A 21,458-nucleotide genomic window follows, 5' to 3' on the forward strand; every position below is an offset into this window, starting at 1 on the left:
ATGACAGGAAAGTCAAGAATATATATATCAACTTACAGACATATAATACATCCTCTTTCATGGGGGCATCTAGCAGATTCCCATTCTAAATTAGTTAATTTATTTTTAGTTATTTTTCATATGTTAATTTCTAAAAACAGCTAAAACTGAAGTTATTAGTTTTGATTTCTTGTCTTATTATAATGATCACTTCTTATTTAACAAATTGTACATCCTATTTTCTCTATCATCAATAAGAACTTTTAATAGTTCCTCGGCATCTGATTCATTTGAATTATAAAAATTTCTTAACATAATTTCTGATAACAAATGGGTCCTAGATATTTCTTTGATTGCAGATGGTATATTGACATTATCAACATCTTTCATTAAATATTTTTTTGGTGAATTATTCTTTATCTTAGCTCTATTTTCCTTGCTTTCAATAAGGAAAATATTTCTAATTGAATCTCCTACATCATCTCTCAACTTCAGAAAAGACTTACATTTTCTTGGTAAAAAATGATGTTGGTCGTTGTTAGCTTTGTTGTATTTTGTTTCTTTAGTAATGACTTTTGTCTCACCATCTATCAAAGATACAGGTTCTAATAAAGCTAATTGACCCATTATTATTTTGTAAATGGCGCTATTGGTTCCGTATTTCGATTCTTTAATTTCATTGATTAATTCCGCTTTTAATTCTACATTTGGATAATAATCATTAAAAATATTAGTTATATCCATATTAACTTTGCTTGCTGTTCCAGAAGAATAAATCTTGTTTATTGATTTTTTTATAATAATAGAAAATCATCTATCAATATCAGAAATTAATGCATCCGTAATTTTAAAATCTAAAGTATCTATTTCTTCTAGATTTTTAATCTTCTTTATTAAAATGGAAGCTGTTGTAAAAAGAAATGCTATATTTGGTATAAATCTATAATTCTTAAATCCATATCTATCATTTAGAATTTCTATGGATAATTCAATCACTTTCTGGGCTGCCATTGCTCCTTGCATGAACATACGGGCATTTTCTACTTTTGTAGTTACTTCAAAAATAGCTGAAATATTTATATTGTATGGTTTGTTGATAGTTCTAGTCTTGTTTGTTTTGTTATCATAAATGAGTTTCAATATCTGTACTATTTTATCCTCTGGCACTTCAAATCTTTTTATAATATAAGATTCATCAATCTTTTTCAATGTTTCAATAAGGTCTATTGTATCATCTTGTCCATATAGGAAGGAATGCAATAAATGTATATTGGATAATTTTTGGGATCCGATATTAATATTTTTAAAAATGTCTATCAGCTGATTAGTTTTTAATTTATCTGTTGTAATTGTAGATACCTTGAAGTCACCCATTAATTCAAACATTTTTTTATTAATATCACTATTAGTTATTAGATAATTTTTTGGACCTTCTTCCTTAGATATTTTTGTTCTCTTTAAAAATTTGTATTCACCATCAATTTCTTTTAAACAAATATCTTCTATTTGTGCTTTTTGAACAATTGATTGTACTGATCTATTTGCATTTCTATAAGAACTCTCTATTATTTTTTTAAATTCAAAACACAATAATATTGTAGTAACTCTTTGTTGCCCATCCAGAACAATCATTTCTTTATCTGAGCGACCAGATTGTATTGATGCAATGATTTGATTTTTATTATTAAATTTGATTGTATCTGTATCTGCCAATAAAATAGAACCAATCGGATAATCCTTAATCATAGAATTTAATAATGGTATTATTTTTTTTAAGTTTCAGACGTATTCTCTCTGAAAAACAGGTACATTTATAAGGCCATCCCTTACTGACATTATTAATTCTTTAACTGAAAGAGAAAAACTATTGTCAGCTTTCTTCATAAAAAAATCATTTGCCAATGGTTTTGCGTTCGACCAACCATTATCCCTCTTTGGTAAATCTATGAGAGAACCAATAAGGCCAGACACCATAATTTCTAGCTTTTCTATCTTTCAAGTTATCAGTAATAGTTTATCCTGTGCATCAATTTGACTTATCAAATCAAGTCTTCTTAATATTTTGTATATTATCAATCTTATTCTCGGAATCACTCATCTAGAATAGTGATTGTTTGTTTTGGACAATTCCTTTCAATAAGGAAAAAGATTTTTTCCTTTATTGTTCATTGAGTCCTCATAAATAGTGATTGTTTCATTTGTATCATGTCACTCATTTAAAAATGTATTCATAATGGTTTCTTCTTTATCATTGGCAAAAGAATTCATAAGTTTTATTTTACTAGGTGTTAGGAGTAAGTAGTCAAATAGATTTGAACCAAAAGATTTTATTTTATTTCAATTACCATATGATAAAACATCGTTATGATTTTTGTATACAAACCTGTATTTTTCCTTGTCATTGCTATTTTTTTCAATTTTGAATGCAATAATTTTTTCATGTGACCATCTTTCAACTTCTTGAAACATTTGGTTATTTCTTGATGGACCTTGTACGTTGTCATCATCTACATATGTAAATCCTAATGTACTTTCCAGAATGTTATTTTTTATCATATTTTATATTTCTCCTTAATATTAATTTGCATATAAACATTTTCGCACAAATCAAATGATTTTTTACTAAGGATTTTTTACTGGAAAGAAAAAATCTAATTAACAATATATTCCATTGTTATATATTTATCTAAACGCCTTATTAATGGGAGCATATCTTTAAAAATTATTATTTTTCGAAGTCAAATTTATATCAAGGTGCAAGTAAATTCGCTAGCTCCTTTGTTCTATTTTCGATGTCCTCAAATGTAAAAGAATCCTTTATTAACAAATTCATCAGTGGTTTTGTAAAATTACCTGTTATTAATTTGGCATCACCATCTTCTTTATAATGATCAATCTTTATTTTAAAATCAGAATTTTTCACTTTAGAATTAAGGGATTGAGATAGTATTATGTAATTACCTAGTTTGTTCAATGAACCTTGGTATTCTTCGTTAAATAGTTGGTTAGTGAAATGATCACCATATTGAGTCCTTCATGTTGAAGACATGCTTCTTTTTTGAGGCATTATATGTTCTAATGAAGCTTTAAGAAGTATTTGATATCTTTTGTTGGTGATATTATTTGATGACACAATTTCCAATCTCTTTAGAATGGCTATGGCATATGACGGTTGTCAGTCATTCTTTGTTTGCAATTCACTTTTATAATCATTAAAACTAGGTAATGAAGATATTTTTCCGGGAATTCTAATGCCCTCAATAAATAATTGGTGACTTATTTTCAAAGTGGGAGAAATTAGCTTATCAAAGAAAAATGATAATGATTGACCAACATTATTAACCACTAGTAATCTAATAATATATTTTTCTATATCTTCAAATAGCAAAAGGATTTTTTCTTTGTTATTGATTTTCTTAATTGATTGTCCCTCAAAAATAGATTCATTGTATAAAACATTCATCATTAGTGGGAAATGGACATTTTTTATTGAAGTGTTTTCGATTGGTAATTTGAATACAAATAATTGTGAATTTGATTCTCTATAAGCGCCTGATTTTAGTTCACAATATATTGTAAACAACCTGGCTGGCTTTAAAAGGGACTTTCTTAATTGTTCAACTGACTCAAACTTTGTCTTTTTTCTTGGCCATACATTAGCAAATATTTTATGTATTTTACCTTTTTCGTTTAATGCTTCATTATGGATTTCTTTGTGCTCAATGCGGCAATAGAATGTGAAAAAATCTTGTAGAATAACGAATTGCTTCTTTCCTCATGACGTTGATGGTATTAGGAAGAGTTCATTAAGCAAATGATCAATCGCATCTTCATGATTAATCAAGAGTTTTACTTCAATATTTTTGTATATATAATTTTTAATTAAATCTCATTGAAATAAATCCAATCCTTTACTATTAAGATTTTCAAAAATTTGTATTTCATTACCTACATCATTATTAAATTTTAGCTCAGTAACAACAAATGAGTATACAAATGTTGTATAAAATTCATCAACATCAGTATCGTTCATTTTGTCAAGAAAATCATTAATTATTTCAAAATTTTTAAAAGCTCTTGAATTTTTAAAAGGTTTATCATCTGTAATTAAACCCATTAAAATTTTCTTAATAAAATGAATTTCACCAAATTGTCTAGATGTATTTTTATACTTATTAGCTAATGATGGAGATAAATCATCTAGTTCTTTTGGCATTTTTAATATTTTTGATTTCTTGAATCTATCTATAATTGCTTTAATAATTAGCAAAGATGTTGTAATTCTTTGCTGCCCATCTATTATTCTCATGAGCTTATTCTTATTGTCTATTGCAAGTGCAAGAGATCCAACATAATGGTCTTTTTTATCTTTTACTCTATCCTTAATATCTTGAAGAAATATTCCGACATTATCATCTGTCCATGTATATGCTCTTTGATATGTAGGTATTAGGAAAGAATATTCTGAACAAATTATTTCAAATATTCCTTTTGTTTTTGATGTTAGAGAGTCGGAATTTGCCATAATATCTTCACTAGATACATTTGATGTGCCTTTATCCGAAAAAAGGCCTCCATATATTGATGAATTAAATTCATATTCATCATCATCTCTTTCACTTCAATCATTTAACTCCATAATAAAATGTTTTATTACAATGTAAATTTGCTTCAAGAATTCAATTGATGAAAATACATCATCGTCTATTATATAAGGTTCATCAACTTTCCTAGGCACAAAATGAGCACTCTCATTTGCTTTTATTTTTATACTATATAAAGCATTTTTCACCTTAGATGATATTGCATGTTTATTTTTATAGTCGTTGATAACAAAATCTAAACTAGGAATTTCATCATAATAATGGGAGAAAATTAATTCTAAAATTCTTCTTCCCTCAAGAAAAACATGCTCTAGTTTATTATCAAATATCGAAGATTCAATTTTTCCAATTGATTGTGTAATTTCCAAATGTTTTTCAGTCAATGTGAAATCAAACATTATTTTAAAATTGTTTGTCATATTTCTCCTTAAGTTTTCGAACATATTTCTTATCTCATGAAATTTCTTTTTCATATTTACTAATTAGTTTATTAATTGTGTCAATGCCAAGAAATCCTCGAACTGTTCGAATTTCTTTTTTCGATATATCATTTTCATTGATCACATTTGATGTAACTAATATATTAATCAATATTGTATTTCTATATCTTTGTGTTCTTAAATCACTAGATTCTTTAGTTATGTATATTTTTGAAAGGATAGCCAATTCATCATATGAATTCAAGTTTGTATTAATTCTAAATTTATTATTCAATTTTAATAAGAAGCCAAGTGCAATTCATACTTCGAAATATTGTCTTGCTGTTGATTTTGAATTAAAATCCATTACTACATTTCCATTTGATAATGTGACTTCATAATTATTTTCTGTTTCAATTAAGTGAATGGCTTCCCCTGTTGTAATTCCTGTATCCACAAGTGTGATAAACTTATTTAAATAGGTACTTGCACCTGTTCCTATCATTCAATATTTATTCATACACACCCCTTTCAAAATCTTTAATAAATTTAAATATATCTTCAAGAACTGTAACTACTATTGAATTACCAGCCTGCCTATATAGCTTTTGTTCCCCTAATCAAGTTGACTAATAACTTGTTTTTAAAATAAGTCTTATTTAGTTCCTCTTTCATTGGATCAGGAACTCGGTTTTGGTTTAAACTTGTGATTCATATCAGACATGTCTAATTTCTGAAAGATCAATATCTAATTTATTATTATCATTAAGATAGAATAACTTAGGAACGTGGACAAAAATATTCTTTTATGTTTACATTGACTTCATAGTGGTATTTTTGCATAAATTGTTTTATTTTATAGAAATGAATCATCATATAAAAATAAAAAATATTCTTATCCAATATACTATATTAATAATATTTTCTATGTGTTTTCATCATAATATATTTTATGTTTCACTATAAATCTTGCCATTTGTTCTGCTCTTTTATTGATGTCATCAAATGTGAATTCTTTTTTTTCTAATAAGTTCATTATATGATCAATATTATCACTTCATCCTTTTGCTGATATTGATGAGTTTTTATATACATCTTTTTTTATAATAAATGGTTTATTTCCAGCTCTTGAATTATCGCCAAGCGCTAATAACAAAGCATTTCCCATAGAATTCTTACGCGAGTCACGCATTGCAATAAATTGTTCTTCTGAAATATTGCTGTCTTGATAATCTGAATATTTTAATTTTTGTGCCAATATATGTTCATGAGTTTTTTCCATTCTTGTGTATCCGGTTGATCCTTGCTTAATTTTTCGCAACTTAAATTCAATATGAGTTATTAAATTTAATATCTGGGAAGTATTCCATGACCCAAAGGAACCTATGTGATTCTCAAATTCTTCTAAAGTCATCATTTTTAGCGATGATTGTTCTTTTAAAAAATGGAAAAGATTATCTTTTTTTGGATCCAATGATTCTGACATAAATTTATCTACGATATTTTTTTGATTATTGCCATAAACAGGAGCTCTCATAAAATATGTTTCAATAGTTCTAAGAGATAATAATAGTTGTGGGGAAATGCTTTTCAGTGTTCCCTTAATATTAAATGAGCAAGTTTTAAGCATTATGTGAATAAATATTGGCATGACATCATCTCTATTAACTAGATTTATGATATGAGAATACCCATGAAGTGCACTACTATTCTTTTTGTATAAGTATTTTAATTCTAAATAACAATTAAAAACTTCTTTAATTTCACCTATTCCTTTTTGAAATTCTGCAACTGATGAGTATTTTGTCTTTGATTGTGGTCAAATGTTTTTAAAACCGATATATGCTTCATCTTTTCAAACATTTTTTTTCAACATAGCATATTTATATCTGGTATAGATAACAAAGAAATCTGATAATGGCTTTAGCGAATTGTTGTCTGTTTCGACATTCAGTGGAAATAGAAATGTACTCAATAATAATCTATCAATTTCTTTTTCATTTAATCTAAATTCCTTTGGTGATATTCTTGAAAATATATATGATCTAATTAAATCTCATGACTTAAGTTCAGTCCCACCAGTATTTAAGTTTTCGAATATATCCATTTCATTATCTATTGATGTTTTGAATACAAGGGTTGCAACTTCAAGCTTTGTTATGAATGTGGTATAAAATTGTAAAAATGCCTCATCATCAAGTTCCAAAAGTTTATTTTTTATTAATTCTAAATTATTAAATGGTATCTTATTATACTCTGGTGTATACACACCACCTGCAAACAACATACTAACTGATTTTTGTACGGAAAGAACATCTTGGCTTACATATATATTTTTTATTTTTAATTTAATGAATTCTGATAATTCTGACGGCATTCTAACTTCTCTTCTAATGAAATCATCATATAAAGCTTTTATGATTATTAATGTTGTTGTGATTCTTTGCTGCCCATCTATTATTCTTAGTATATTATCATTTTCAACGGCGATTGCAAGTGATCCAAAGTAATGAGTTTTACCATCGGTTGTTCTCTCGATAATGTCATTCATTAGCTTGGTAACATTCTTTTTTTCTCATGTGTAATCTCGTTGATATGTAGGAATGTTAAAGACATAGTCTTTAGAAAAGATTAATTGAGATAATGTCATCTTTTCAGCTTGCATATCATTATTTGAATTTGACAAATCCTCCCTTTGAACATTATTATAGAAGTTCCCCAACATATCTTCTTGATATTTAACTCCTTTAAGTTCTTCTATTTCAATAATACCTATACCAATTCACTTTATAAATAATCACAAGTTACGTAATGCTACTTTTGCTTCTTCTAAAGTAAAAATCACTTCAAATTCCTTATCACTTTTTTTGTATGATGAATGTGTCTCTCTATTGGCGATGTTTTTCAAATAATGCAAACCACTAAGAACATTAGTTGGAATAATTTGTAATTGGCTTACATTATGTATTTTTGACCCAATGGGACCATCTATGTTAATAGTGGAATCAACAGTGAAAATTTCTTCAACATTTTTTTTAACTTCAACACCAAAATATTGAAGATCGTTTTTATTCAACATTGTCTCCATCTTGCTGATTCTATCAAAGATTTTTATTTGTAGTTGTTTCTCAAATATTTCGAATTCATCAAGCTTTTTAAAATTTATATTCATATAATAGCTCCTTAGTTTTTTTAATATATTCTTTGTCTTTTGATAATGTAACTTCCATCGGAGAAATTGCACTTTCAATTAACTCTTCTGTTATTCTGTCTATGTTAGACAATGAGTTGAGTTTCTCCAAATCATTTAAAGTAATTTCTCCATATGAATAGAGTGTGTTTATTATTATTGTTCATCTTATGTTTTGTATTTTTTCATCATAATGGTACTCTATTATTTTTTTTCGTATAAAGTGAAACATTTGATTATTTAAAATTGGTGCAAATTTTATGCAATAACAATATTCCATCTTTTCTACTAACCCAACAGATATTCATAGACTTAAATTTTGTTGTAAGGTTGTTAATGATTTCATGTTTATATCTTTATTTTTATATAGAATAAATGTCTGTTTTGTGTTTTCTATCAATGTATTAAATTTATCCCCTTTTTTTGAATTCATAAATATATCGCAATAATTATCTATATATTTTTGAAAACCAGTTCCAATAATTCTATATTTCATGTCGCCCTCATTCTATATCTTTTATGTATTTAAAGATATCCTCTAGAACAGATACAACAATCGAATTACCAGCTTGCCTATACAGGGCTTCTTTTGTTATATGACCTTCATCATATTTTATTTTTACAGCGGAAAAATCTTCGTTATCATACCCCATAATTTGATAACCCTCTCTTGGTGTTATGAATCTTTTTTTCATAGCATTTATTGGATTATTTAGCTTAATCATCCCTATGTTGGGGTGTCTATCTTGCTTAGTTGTTAGTGTATTAAATGTGTATTCTAATCCCTTTCTCCATTCCCTATCCATCAAATCACAGTTTTCATCAACCATTTTTAATCTTGATGATGTAGGGTTGGGAGTTGCACTATTTATTTCATCTTTAAACTCATCTGATGAACTCAAAATTTCATAATACATTTTTTTTCTTTGTTTAATGCTTAGCGTATTATTATATTTATCATCAAAATTATCCTTAAATTCTTTGTCTGACATATCGTTGGTTCAATTTAATACAGATATTGCAAATACTCTTTCCCTTCTTTGGAGTGCGCCATGATTTAATCCATTCAAAACAATTGTCTTGGTTATGTATCCTAGTTCTTTTAAGAATTTTACTCATCGTAGATAATCATCTTTATGTTTTTTACTCAAGATATGTTTTACATTTTCCATTAATAGGTATTTAGGTAATTCAATATTATTATCAATAGCCTCTAAAAGCATTCTTCTTATTTGCCAAATAAGACTTGATGTAGACTGTGATTTCTCGTTCATTCCTTTATCCCTTCCCATATTTGCAATAGATAATCCTTGGCAAGGGAATGAATATGTTAATAGATCAACATCTGTCAATAGCTTACCAGACGTATTTGCAATATCTGGGTAATTAGAATTTGCAATATTAGCAGCCATTAGATTTCTTAAAAAATCAATATTTTTAGAAGTGATATTTGCAGGTGTTTTTGAATTCAAAGAAAACGTTTTATCATTAAAATATTCTAAAACATCCTTCTCATTCATTTTATTTATTTTATGTAACTTTTTTTCAAATTTTATTTTATTATGTATTTGAGCATAGGCAATGATGGCCATAGCATCTCATTCTGATGTCTTGATAACCTTAAAATATTTTTTTGACTTATCTATACTAGTCAATGCCTTATGTTGTGAGCCTATGCCTGCAAAAGTTTCATATACTTTTAAGGGAAATATAACCTCAGTTTTATTCATCTATGCTCCTTTAAAAATGGTTTAATATATTTAAATTATATAACAATAAAAAAAATATGTAAATAATGATTATATATACGGGCTGTAATTCAATAAAACTGAGGTTATAAGTAGCATGGCATTTGAGGATATTTCAAAATCTTACTTATGAAACGGATCAAGAAATACATTCCCATCAAATTGATGAAATGATATTTTGATGGATTATTTACACTTTGATATCACAACAAGTGATCTTGAGCAAAAATATAGAACAACACTTAAAAATGCTTCAAAAACAAATAATAAATCAAATAATATGTATATATCAGTTCTATTAAATCGCCTATTACTATTGGGCGCAAAAGGAAGTTTGAAAAAAGATAATTACAAAGATTGCAAAGCAGCAATAAATAGTTACGTTTCACAACTTTTGAATGAAGCTGGAAAAAGGTATAAAATAACTAAGAAATGGAAAGAGCAAATAGAAAGATGGAATAATTATATTTTGAAAGAATCAGATTTTTCATTTGATAAAAATCAAATAAAAAATGCCCCTGTTTTTATAAAAAATACAATGAGCAAAATTAGGGAAGTAAATTATAAATTCAATGATATAAAAACAGAATATTTAAATAATCATTCTGATGATAATGATAAGGTTATCAAGGAAGTAGGTAAAATTGGTGAGGATATCATCCATAAAATATTGATAAATCAACATGGAATTGATAATGTTATACTAACCAGATCTTTTGATAAATATGCGGCTTATGATTTTGAAGTTACATCAGGTAAACAAAAAATATATATAGAGGTCAAGTCTTCAAAAAAGAGAAATAATATCAATTGATATATATCTAGAAGAGAAATGGAATTTTATAAAAAAAACAAAGATAATTACATTTTATATTTTGTTAAGAATGTTTATATTCCTAGCAAGATAACAAAAGATGATTTTGCTTTTATTGAAAAAATAAAATCCCCTAATATTTTAATTGATGAAAATCATTTTGGAATTCACAGTAACACATTTATAGTTACCCCAATAAAATATAAAGGCCTTGCATAGCCCTTATATTTTTTGTAAAAAATCTATAATATTTTTCTCGTTGAAATGTATATAGATCATTGTGGTTTGAATGGAGGCATGACCCATTAATCTTGACAAGAATTCTATTGGAATATTTTTCCCAATTAATCTTGAGGCAAAAGAATGCCGTAAAACATGTGGGGATAACCTTTTTCTATTAATAGCTTTTTTATATTCTTGGAATTGCTTATAAATTGTAGAATATGACATCTTATTTCCCTTTATTGAAAATACATATATATTTTCTTGATTTAAATTTATAAATAAATCTTTTTTATATGGAACCATTCGTTCCATTCTTCCTTTTCCAATTATTTTAATGTATACATCTGAGATATCTGACCATTTCAAATTTATCAGCTCACCTACTCTCATCCCTGTCTCTCATAACACTCTTAAAATAAGCTTATTTCTTATTGATAATGTATAGTTTTCCATTATTATTGAATCATATATTGTTTTATATTCTTTTTCCGAAATCACATTTATGCTATGAACCAACCTATTTTTATTGTGTTCAACTAAAAATGTTTTATCGCAAAAATATTTCATAGATGCAGCTATAACTTTTTGAGTTGATATTGAATATTTTATCTTCACTTTTTCTATTCAGTTATCAATATTCCCTGATTCTAAATTTTCTTTATACTGATTGAATCAATACATATATATTTCTTTTGTTTTATTCTCCATAACTTCCTTTCTGGTTTTACCCAATGAAATTATTTAGTAATAAAACCAAAAAAATAATTATTATGTATGTTTATCTATTAAGTTAATAATTTTTATCATAGACATATTTTTTAATATACAAATCACAATATATATTTTCATTTGTATATGATTTTGGTTCATAAGATAATATAAAAATGCTATCAATGACATAATTTTATAAAATCATAAAATAAATTTATTTATAATTGACTTTATATAAAATAATGAGATGATATGGCAAAAATGAATATTACAAATAAACTCGACTTGATGACATACTTTGATAAAAACGCTGAAACAATAAAGGAAACAATACAACAACCTTCATACGATGAAATGTTTCAAGTTGCATTCAAAAAAAGTGAAGCAGTATTATTTTATCATTCATTATTAGTTGTTTTTAAAGGTAATATGCGCTTTTTGAAGTGAATGATAAAGATAATATTTTCAATATTACATCTGCTTTACAAGCGCAAATTTTTGTGGATACAATGTTAATCTGCATCCTTGAGCTTGTGACTAGAACATGACATCAGAATCATGGGCGATGAATTAAAGTATAAATTCCTTGTAGAACATAATAAAGAGATGCTACAACAAGAAGGGATTAAGAAAAACATAAATTGAAGATTCAATCATATATTAGATAATATTAAGTTCTTAAGCACAAATATAGAAAATGAAATGAAAACAATCTTTAATGATAATCAAAATACTTTAAAAGGCTTTTTTTATACATTTATAAAACCTTTTAATAAAATCACGAATGATATTTCTGATGATGAAATAATTACATTTTTACTTCAGTTATTGAATGTAGAAAATGATATTACTAATGATGATCATAGTGCAAAATGCAGATCAATCGCTGAGCTTATTAAAGTCATATATAAAAATAGATGTGATAGATGAACAATAGATGTATATCATTAAATAATACTTGAATATCATTAAGAGTATATAATTCAATTATGTTATTAATACAATTACGGACGGGATATAATTAATGAGATATATGAAAAAAAATAAAAGACTAGCTTTAGGGTTTGGAATGCTAACAACAGTTATTACTCCAGTTGTTGTAGCAATATCATGTGATGAAGAAAGTCCTACTAAAAAACCTGTAGATGATTCACCAGCACCTGTAGATGATTCACCAGTATTAACACCAGCACCATTTGTTTTTACAAATGACTTAGCTTTCTTCAATGATGTCTCATCTTCAAAAACTCAAGCTAATCTAATAACTGCTATTAATTCAGCTAATGGGGTTATCACTCCTAATGTGCTTGGAATTACTGAGCCAACTTTAACCTCGGGGGTAATAGCAACATATGCTATTACAACACCACTTAATGATCAGACAGGTGTAGTTACTGTGAGCGTTACTTTAACCAAAGGGACTGAAACAGCAATTAAAGATATTACAATAGGCTTTAAAACTCTTGCGGAAGAAGCTAATACCAATATCAACCACGTTGTAAGTGATATTAACATAATTTCTTCTACAGCGCAGAGCAATGAACCAATTCAAGCAATAACAACTTATGAACATTTTGGACCTATTGAGGCTTTAAAATATAATATCACCCTTCCTGATTTGAAAGGTACAACATTATCTTATATTCACTCAGAGCTTTTGAATGATGGAGAATTAACTTTAACGATTAAAGTAGAACTAGAACATGGCATAACCCAACTTGGCACTATAAATGTTGCTATTACAATAATATATATTTCAGAAACCCAGAGAAAATATAATGCTGCTGTTTTGATTATTGAAGGATTCTTGAGTGATATAAAAACAAAAGGCATCTTTGGTGTTAATAAGCAAGAATTTAAATTGGCTATCCTTAATATAAAATCTAACCCAATCCTAAGAAATATTATTGAAGATAAGACAGATTTTGATATTGTTGATTTCTTTGATGATAATATTACAATTGATAAATTGTTTGTTATTATCCAAAATGTAAGAGACAATGGCATACGGAACATTAGTGATGATGATCTTACAACTATTAATCATGTCATTGATAAATTAGCTTCACCTGATAAATCTAAAAACTTTAAAGATACTATCGGATTTATTAATAAAGCATTTAAAACTAATTTAAATGATCTATTGACTAGTGATAAAACAATTTTAAACCAATTTTTACCTGCAAATACAGCCACAAGTTCATTAGATATACTATCATTAATCCAAAAAGTTCTTTTTGAAGGTTTTAATAACCCAAGTGAATCAAGTGATCCTCTGATTGTAGTTAAAGAAATGTCAGATTACATCTATAATCAAATTATTGCAGCCAATGTCATTACAGAAGATGTTGTTCCTCAAGAGGCTAAAGACCAAGGGGTGGATCTTCCTGAGATAAAGGAACTTGTTAAGAATTTGATTCATTATTTATTGGCAAATCTTGTAGGTTCGGTAAGTGAAATCGAATCTCAATCCAGTGATAGTGATATGATTAATAATGAATTTTTCAAAGGTAAAGGATTATTAGAACTTAATGAAGAAGACTTTAAAAATCTCATAATATCTATATCGGCATTATTTGTTAATTTCCCAAGCATTGTTGATCAAGCGATAGATTATGCTTTTGCTAATACAGATATTGATTACGGGGGTAATTTGCTTTGGAATTTTGGTGCAGGTGTGGCGGCTCCTATAATAATTAAAAGTAAAGTTGGAGAACTCATATTGAACGACTCAAAAAATAATGGATATTTAAAGATTTTTGATACTATAGATCCTACTGACTTTGCTAATACGCTTTATAAACTAGTCAACCAAAATATTTCAGCAATAAACATTGATGATGTTAAATTGGTTCTTAAGTTTATTGAAAAAATTAAACCTTCCTGAAGTTATAATTTAAGTGATGAAACAATTACATTTTTACTTAAGTTCTTTAATGAAGGAATTGATATGACTCAGGATGATCATAGTGCGGAACGCAGATCAATGGCTGAGCTTATTAAGGGCATATATAAAATAGATGTAACGGATGAACAGTTAATGTATATTATTAAATAGCATTTAGCTATAAAAGGAGAAATAATGAAAAAATTATTATTAGGATTAGGAGTAATTACTACAGCTTCTTCCCCAATTGCTGTTATGATGTCTTGTTCAAAAGGCAATGATAAAAAAGAGGAAAAAATGGAAAACACAGAAAGTCTTGTAAACCACATTCTGTCAATAGGATTATTTCATATGGAAAATGATGATTTAATTGATTCTCTCACTAAGTTAAAAGAATCTTCATTGCTTGATGCTGCTGATGACTTATTTGTGGGCATTTCCGATAAAATAAAATCTTTGGATGTTAATAAAGTTGTAAACGTTATGGATATCATCAAAACCACACAAATATCAGCATTGAGCGATACAAACATTACAGATATTAAAGATATTGTAAAAATATTTATGGAACCAGAAGATTATGATAATTTTGACAAAATATTTAATTTTGTACTAGATGGAATAAAAAGAGGTCCTAAAACTGTAGTTAATAATGAAGTTGAACTTGAAAAAATACTTACATCATTCAATGTCGATATGTCAACTGAACTTACAAATCTGATGAATGATGTATTATTTCATGGCTTGGAAGATGCCGATGATGGAACGAGTGCAATTGAAATTCTTGTGTCCTTAATTGGCGCAGCTTTAACACCTGTATTATTGGAAGAAATGAATGCCGACACTACTAATGAAATAATTGTAATAATCAAACAAAATATCATAGAAATGTTAAAACCTATTGATGCTAATGAAATTAAAGCAACATATGAAAACCTTTGAACAACAACAGATCATGATTTTATTGATGCAAATGATGAACTTGCATTTCAACTTAGGCTCAACGATAATACTGGAATATTAACCAAACAATCCCATCTAAATGCTTTCATGGAAACTAGTGAATATACAACTAAATCTGATGCTGAGAAAGCACCTTATGAAGCTAACAAAATTTTACTTGATAAAGAAGTTGATTACTACAACAATACATTGAAATCTATTGTTGACGAGCAAATTGATGCTGATCCATTTTCATTGGGAGATGTACCATTATTAAAAGGTGTTGGTATTTTAGTATCCACTCTTGAACAAATGAAAGCAAATTTTCATTTAATAAGGGATTTTATAATAAATTTTAGAAATAATAAATACCATTTAATTTATGCAATTAAAGGACTTCTTTCTAGTCAACCGGACACATTAGCTCCTGTTTTACATATCTTGGAGAATGATATTTTTGAAAAGGTTATTGCAATAGATTTTGATAAAGCAGCAACTGCATTATTTAATTTTCTGGATAGTGGTTTTCAAAACCTAGATGCAAGTAATATTCAGTCGCTTCTTCCAATAGTGAATATGGTCCTTACTTTTAATGGTGAAGATAACGTTCATGAATTTGAAGTTTTAACTATTCCAGAAATTCAGTCCGTATTAGATCTTATCAACAATGGAATTGGAACAACAATCAGATCTAGCGAGAGTGACATAAGATCTGCACTTAAAAAAATTTTAAATGTTGCATTAAATTCTTCTGTAAAAACCATAATTCCAAATGTGCTCTTTGGGGAAGCTAAATAATAAATATGGTTAGATGGTTTGTCTTTTACTAAGTGGCGATTTTTATATAGTTAAATTAAACATAATAATATGTATTAATTAATTGTATGTATTCTTATTTATTTATTTATAATATTAAAGATTAAATGAAGATAATTTATGAACAGAATTATTACAGAACAATTCGTAATAATCTATAATGAAAGAACAACAATGTCAAAAACAAAATTAAATAAAAATAATTTTAAGGTCATCAAAGGTAACGAAATCTTAAAGGTTAAAAATATATCTAAGCAATTCGGATCTTTAAAAGTACTGGATAAGGTTTCATTTCAAATGGACAAGGGCGAAATAATAGGTTTGGTTGGTGGTAATGGGGCAGGTAAAACCACTTTAAGTGAAATAATTGCTGGTATTATTACCCCCGATTCAGGCACTATTAAATATATCATGGACTACAAGGAAACATTTAAAGAAAAAATTGGTATGCAATTCCAACAATTTGAATACCCGTCTGGGTTAACTGTTAAAGATATTATATCTTTTGCTCGTAACTTAAGGAAACTGAAAATAGCCAATCAAGATTTAAAAGAACTACTCAAGATTTTTAGAATGGAACCATTTTATAAAAGGAGAGTGAATAATCTCTCTGGTGGCCAAAAACAGAAGTTAAATATTTTGATATCCATGATCCATGATCCCGAATTTTTAATTCTAGATGAACTATCCACTGGACTAGATATTTTATCTCGTGATGAAATTATTAAGTTTACTAAAAAATTGCTTATTCAAAATAAATCATCATGTATTTTGATTTCTCACCAAATGACCGAAATTGAAGAATTATGTTCAAGAGTTATAGTTTTAGTTGACGGTAAAATAGCTCAAGATAGGAAAATAAAAGACATCAAAAAAACTCGTGCTTCACTATCTGATTACATCAAAGATATTATCAAAACAACGGCCAAATATAAAGGTGAGGTGATTTAATGAGAGCAACATTCATATTACTTAACTCTTATTTTTGAAAAACGGTTTATGGACCCATTATATCTTTTGTCATCCCCTTTATATTGTTATCTGTTCTTGGTCATATATTTAAAGTTGAATATGTTTATCCAGGCATTATTGCTTTATCTCTTATGTTCATTGGTCTATTATCTCTTCCTCTTGCTATTATGGAGTTTAAAAGAACTGCTATATTTAAATACATTGGCTCTTCTCCTGTTAATACTATGAGATTTACAATTACTGTTGTTGTTTACTTTGTCTTTATATCGATCATTTCATCCATCATTATTTTCTTAACAACAATGGCACTATTTTCATCTGAATCGTTCCCAAATGGCTCTATAACGCGTGGCATTATGGGTGGTATTTTTGCAACTGTTGCTGGATTCTTCTCATTCTTTATTGCTTCTGGTATCCATTTATTGTTTGTTATAGCATCTGGTATTTTAATTGCCACATTTTCTAAAACACCTCAACAAGCATTAACAATTGGTATTTGCATCATTATCCCGTCAATGTTTTTATCTGGAATGATTATATCAGTTGATATTATTGCTCATTCTCCTGTTCTTAACTGGATTTCAAGGGTTATCCCCTATCGTTATTCGACGGGGAATATAATCATTGCTTCTACACCTATTGAACAAGTGGGCGATATTCTTAAATGGTTAACTCCAGATCAAAAGAGGTTAATATTTAAGTCAGTTGAAGATAGTGGTGTTATTAATATCACCGATGGCGTTTTAGGTAATAAATCAACTCCTGTACATAATGTGATTGATTTAATAAATGCACAAAATAATATTCCGGAAAATTTTGAACTTCATAATATTTTGGATAAAAGATTGTATGAATTAGTCATCAAACGATCCATTGATTTAAAAGCAATGTATTCTGACAATAATATATTTCAATGAACACATTCTTGAGCTGTTCAAAGAATTCCAGAACCTGATGCTATCAAATTATTTTTAGCAAAATACCTTGCTACATATAAAAATAATAGCAATATCGATAATCCTGTCATCACAAAAATTATTGATGGGGATTACACTTTTTTAGATGTATTTATGAAACAAACAAATATTTTATATTATAAGCCAGATAGAGTGCTAAACCTATTATTGCCCTTGTCTATGATTATACTATCAACCTGATATATTAGCAAGAATTTTAAGTGGTCAATAAGATAGGAAAAAAATGATAAAAAGAAAACTTGTATTAAGATCATTATTGATTGTGAGTATTCCAGGCATTGTAATTGGAACCACCTTGTCAGTTGCCCTTGCATCTAAAGATAAAAAACTATTAAATAATTTTGTTTATCCTGTTGGCTTTGGCGAGACTTTCTTTGATCAAAAAATTATATCGCCAGCTTCTGTATTTATAAAAAATAATATCTTTTTTCCTCATGGGGAAATTAAAACTAATGATGAGACTTATATCTCCAAGAATCTTTTATATGATTATATCCCTTTAAATAAAAAAAATATATCAGTGGCCAACATAGAAAATATGATTGATTCAATTGATTCAGAAAATATCGAGTCTATAAAAAACTTAGAAGTGAAATTTTCTGAATTTCATTCTGATGTTGATATAATGAATAAATTTCTAGAAATAAACAAAAAGTTGTATGAATATAAAATAGAACATGTTAATAGTAAATTGGGTATTTATTGATATTCTGATGCCAAAAAGAGAATTTCATATATAAAAGTCTATAAATTAAAAAAAGAACCTGAGGATGAAAAATTAATTGACGAGTTCATGGAAGGCCTTAATCGTAATTTTAGAAAACCCAATATCATCGGCAAAAAAATAAATTTCTTACAAATTTTTTACAGTCCTGCTATTATGTCGCCATCATTTATGTCCTTTAACTTTTGGTTTCCAGATCTTATTTCATCAGATGAGAAAAGTATATTTAAGTCTGGTGATTTGTCTCATGAAGTAATCCAAAAAAAATATGGTGGTACTGAAGATGTGTCAGACATAAGTTATGATCCAAGTAATCCTTATTACGTAAAATCAAACTTAGGTACTTCGGATTTTTTTAGAAATAATTTATTTATAAATTTACTCAAAAAACGTATTTTACCATTTATAAACGCAACAATTGATTACGAAGAAAAAAAAGTTAAATACATTATTGATTTTGCACACTTGAATAATGATTCAGAAATAATCACCAAAGCACTGGGAGATAATGTTAAAAACCCCACAAATATAACTAAAAGAGTTTTTGAAGTTGATATGAGCGATGTTTTAGCACAATTAGAGACACAACCTTCTGACCGAGGTGAAATATCACTAGATATGCAAAATAAAGACATTGTGTACAAGTCGATTACCAGCCAATGAAGCAAGTATGTTACTATTCCTTTTATAAAACAAAGTCTAAAAATTATATCTAGTAAAATGATTTCTTTAAATGGATTATCACAAAATTTACATGATACTATTATTATGATAAACAATATTCATAATGAGATAACACAAATCCAAGAAAACATAGGTTCTAAAGAACCTGTTGAGTATTTATTTAAGCAACCATATGATATAGTTGATAATGCAGGCACAATATCTTCAACCACGCTATTGGATGAAATAATTAAAAAGATTAATGCATCACAAGATCTTGTATTTCCGAAAAGAATATTAAGGATCGCTTTTGAAGAATTTAATGGTTCCAATGATAGTGTTAAAAATAAATGATCTGAATTCGATACGTTTACTAAAGCAAAAGTGGGGGATGATTCACTCCGTGATTTGTATTCTTTATTAACAACTTGGAACATTATTTCATCGGTTATTAAAAATAGAATATTAGAAATCGCACCAGATGCAAGTCTTGATTTGTATGATAATTGATGACTTGATCATATTGTTCAGTTATTAAAAGAAAATAATTTACTTCGTGAGGAGGAAGGTATTGGTAGCGTCTTAAATAATTTTGAAGGCATTTTTATTAAATTAATTGATAATGCCAAAAGAGGTAGATCGTTTTCATTGGACAAGAAATCTATCTCTATTGTACTGTCACTTGTTCTAAAGAAAATGAATACAGTTAAAAGAGAAGATATTGCTACACTATTGGCAGATTTCTTTAAAGACGAGGCTAATCTTGGTAAATTAATTAGACTACTGTCTAGTCATGCCACTGGCGAGGAATTTTTTAGTAAATTCATAGATGATCCTAAAAGCATTATTGACTTAGTGGTAAATAATGATGATCTTGATCATAGTTTTATGCAGGAATTAGGAACATTATTATTCGATAAAGAATTACTAACTAAAATTTTAGATATAAATTTAGGTCCGATGCTTACTGGCCTAAAATATGGCTTCAAAAATCTTTCGGATTACAAAGAAGCAATTAATTTTATTTATGATGGATTGTGAGATAAGGATATTTTCATAGGTAATGTTGGAAAAATATTATTTGAACCACTATATAATGTTAATAATACAGCTTTAGTCAAAGTGGTCACAAATATGAATGATGAAGATATTTATAAGATATCCAATATACTAAAAAATGGATTACATTCAGCAAATGTAACACAAATTGAAGAATTTTTATTTGTAATCAAGAAAATTTTTACTGCATTTAGTGATCCTAGTCAAGAAGAACTTATGGATGCTATTGGTTTAAAACAACAAACACTCCATGACATTAATGATGTTTTTAGTAGGTTGATGCCTGATACTGATTCAGACAATTTGGGAATAAGCGAAAATGATATTTCACAAAAAACAGCTAATCTTCTTTACTTATTAACAAGGTAAAAAAATTATTGTTGTTTTTACTTTTTATAGTAATGTATTTTAATATCTATTTTTTATCATCCAAAGATCTGGTTTCATATTCACAATTGACAACATCTAATCCTTGTTCTTCGAGTGTTTTTGATGCCACCATTGATCTCCCTCCTGAACGGCACATAAAATAATATGTTTTATTTTTATCAAATAAATTAGATCCATCTTTCAATATTTCTTTTAGAGGAATGTTTTTAGCACCTTCAATATGCTTGGCTTTAAACTCCACCGGTGTTCTTACATCAACGAGATTTATTTCGCCAACATGCTTTGTTGCTCACTTTATTTTCACTTGTTTCATTATCACCTTCTTTGAAATAATTATA

At 27.5% G+C, this 21,458-nt stretch carries 15 protein-coding genes; 7 read left to right on the forward strand and 8 right to left on the reverse strand.

The features are described 5' to 3' along the window. Nucleotides 1–177: 177 nt before the first annotated feature. The 6 genes from O3I44_RS01705 to dcm all read right to left on the reverse strand — a co-directional run bounded on the left by O3I44_RS01705 (nucleotide 178) and on the right by dcm (nucleotide 9,922). The gene (locus O3I44_RS01705; protein WP_303717466.1) at nucleotides 178–2,535 is read right to left on the reverse strand and encodes a GmrSD restriction endonuclease domain-containing protein; all 2,358 of its coding nucleotides are present in this window, start codon (nucleotides 2,533–2,535) and stop codon (nucleotides 178–180) included. Between the two features lie 169 nt (nucleotides 2,536–2,704). Further along, nucleotides 2,705–5,002, reverse strand: coding sequence for a DUF262 domain-containing protein (locus O3I44_RS01710; protein WP_303717467.1), 2,298 nt, complete (start codon nucleotides 5,000–5,002; stop codon nucleotides 2,705–2,707). Beyond that, nucleotides 4,986–5,522 carry a hypothetical protein gene (locus tag O3I44_RS01715; RefSeq protein WP_303717468.1) on the reverse strand — a complete coding sequence of 179 codons (537 nt, stop codon included), beginning with the start codon at nucleotides 5,520–5,522 and terminating at the stop codon, nucleotides 4,986–4,988. The genes O3I44_RS01710 and O3I44_RS01715 overlap by 17 nt, the downstream gene beginning before the upstream one ends. Before the next feature lie 405 nt (nucleotides 5,523–5,927). Then, a complete protein-coding gene (locus O3I44_RS01720) occupies nucleotides 5,928–8,174 on the reverse strand; it encodes a DUF262 domain-containing protein (RefSeq protein ID WP_303717469.1) in 2,247 nt (748 codons plus the stop codon). Next, nucleotides 8,158–8,688 (reverse strand): hypothetical protein, encoded by a 531-nt coding sequence (locus O3I44_RS01725; RefSeq protein ID WP_303717470.1) that lies wholly within the window; start codon nucleotides 8,686–8,688, stop codon nucleotides 8,158–8,160. Before O3I44_RS01725 ends, O3I44_RS01720 begins: the two co-directional genes overlap by 17 nt. Next, nucleotides 8,678–9,922, reverse strand: coding sequence for a DNA (cytosine-5-)-methyltransferase (gene dcm / locus O3I44_RS01730; protein WP_303717471.1), 1,245 nt, complete (start codon nucleotides 9,920–9,922; stop codon nucleotides 8,678–8,680). Before dcm ends, O3I44_RS01725 begins: the two co-directional genes overlap by 11 nt. A 115-nt stretch (nucleotides 9,923–10,037) precedes the next feature. Between dcm and O3I44_RS01735 the strand changes: the two genes are divergently transcribed. After that, entirely contained in the window at nucleotides 10,038–10,973 is a 936-nt protein-coding gene (locus tag O3I44_RS01735; RefSeq protein WP_303717472.1) for a protein NO VEIN domain-containing protein, read from the forward strand. 3 nt (nucleotides 10,974–10,976) lie between these two features. Here the strand turns inward: O3I44_RS01735 and O3I44_RS01740 are convergent, their stop codons facing one another. Continuing rightward, entirely contained in the window at nucleotides 10,977–11,687 is a 711-nt protein-coding gene (locus tag O3I44_RS01740) for a tyrosine-type recombinase/integrase (RefSeq protein WP_303717473.1), read from the reverse strand. 534 nt (nucleotides 11,688–12,221) lie between these two features. Between O3I44_RS01740 and O3I44_RS01745 the strand changes: the two genes are divergently transcribed. The 6 genes from O3I44_RS01745 to O3I44_RS01770 all read left to right on the forward strand — a co-directional run bounded on the left by O3I44_RS01745 (nucleotide 12,222) and on the right by O3I44_RS01770 (nucleotide 21,099). Beyond that, nucleotides 12,222–12,641: a hypothetical protein gene (locus O3I44_RS01745; protein ID WP_303717474.1), complete on the forward strand. Its 420-nt coding sequence runs from the start codon at nucleotides 12,222–12,224 to the stop codon at nucleotides 12,639–12,641. Nucleotides 12,642–12,723: 82 nt separating this feature from the next. Next, nucleotides 12,724–14,748 (forward strand): lipoprotein 17-related variable surface protein, encoded by a 2,025-nt coding sequence (locus O3I44_RS01750; protein ID WP_303717475.1) that lies wholly within the window; start codon nucleotides 12,724–12,726, stop codon nucleotides 14,746–14,748. A gap of 24 nt (nucleotides 14,749–14,772) precedes the next feature. Beyond that, nucleotides 14,773–16,317 carry a hypothetical protein gene (locus tag O3I44_RS01755; protein ID WP_303717476.1) on the forward strand — a complete coding sequence of 515 codons (1,545 nt, stop codon included), beginning with the start codon at nucleotides 14,773–14,775 and terminating at the stop codon, nucleotides 16,315–16,317. A gap of 138 nt (nucleotides 16,318–16,455) precedes the next feature. Next, nucleotides 16,456–17,286 (forward strand): ABC transporter ATP-binding protein, encoded by an 831-nt coding sequence (locus O3I44_RS01760; RefSeq protein WP_303717477.1) that lies wholly within the window; start codon nucleotides 16,456–16,458, stop codon nucleotides 17,284–17,286. Then, on the forward strand, nucleotides 17,286–18,500 hold the full coding sequence (locus tag O3I44_RS01765; protein ID WP_303717478.1) for an ABC transporter permease: 1,215 nt from the start codon (nucleotides 17,286–17,288) through the stop codon (nucleotides 18,498–18,500). The genes O3I44_RS01760 and O3I44_RS01765 overlap by 1 nt, the downstream gene beginning before the upstream one ends. 7 nt (nucleotides 18,501–18,507) lie before the next feature. Further along, entirely contained in the window at nucleotides 18,508–21,099 is a 2,592-nt protein-coding gene (locus O3I44_RS01770; RefSeq protein ID WP_303717479.1) for a hypothetical protein, read from the forward strand. Nucleotides 21,100–21,145: 46 nt separating this feature from the next. Here the strand turns inward: O3I44_RS01770 and O3I44_RS01775 are convergent, their stop codons facing one another. Beyond that, nucleotides 21,146–21,433, reverse strand: a complete 288-nt coding sequence (locus O3I44_RS01775) for a rhodanese-like domain-containing protein (RefSeq protein ID WP_303717480.1) — start codon at nucleotides 21,431–21,433, stop codon at nucleotides 21,146–21,148. Nucleotides 21,434–21,458: the final 25 nt, after the last annotated feature.

This window comes from Candidatus Mycoplasma mahonii (genome assembly GCF_030550815.1).
GTDB classification, from domain to species: Bacteria; Bacillota_I; Bacilli_A; order Mycoplasmatales; family Metamycoplasmataceae; genus Mycoplasma_O; species Mycoplasma_O mahonii.